Here is a 415-nt window from a genome sequence, read left to right as displayed (position 1 = left end):
AAAGGGAGAGATCTAATTATTAGAGCGCTGCGATTTTATCATCTGTTCCTGCAGCATAATGTAGCGATCGAACTGAGGTTTGGTAAGAATATCTCTCATATCCTTATTTTCTAACTCCTGAAGCTCTACCAGCCGGCGGGATGTCTCTTCCTTTGCCAAATCTGACTGTACAACCTTATCCTTTTTAAAAACAAACTCAATGATCTTGTCTTCCATAAGCAAAGATTGTTTGGCAGTTAGAGAAAGTTCATTTTCCCAATATTCAACCTGTTCTTTAGCTGCTTCTTCGAGCTCCTGGGATGCTTCAGGCTGGGTTCTGGTTTGCGAGTAAGTTATTGCAGACGTTAAGAATGCTATTGAAATTAAAAGAATTAATTTATATGTTTTCCTGATCGTTATCATATACTTTTTTTCA

Annotated in this window: 1 protein-coding gene; it reads right to left on the bottom strand. The window is 37.6% G+C overall.

All coding sequences use genetic code 11. The features are described from left to right. Positions 1-12: 12 nt before the first annotated feature. Positions 13-415: hypothetical protein (locus HC175_RS19445; RefSeq protein ID WP_209310120.1), on the bottom strand; the 403-nt coding region annotated here is incomplete at its 5' end.

Source organism: Salinimicrobium oceani (assembly GCF_012037645.1).
The sequence above is the reverse complement of the archived record's forward strand: the minus strand, read 5'-3'. Positions and strand labels throughout refer to the sequence as shown.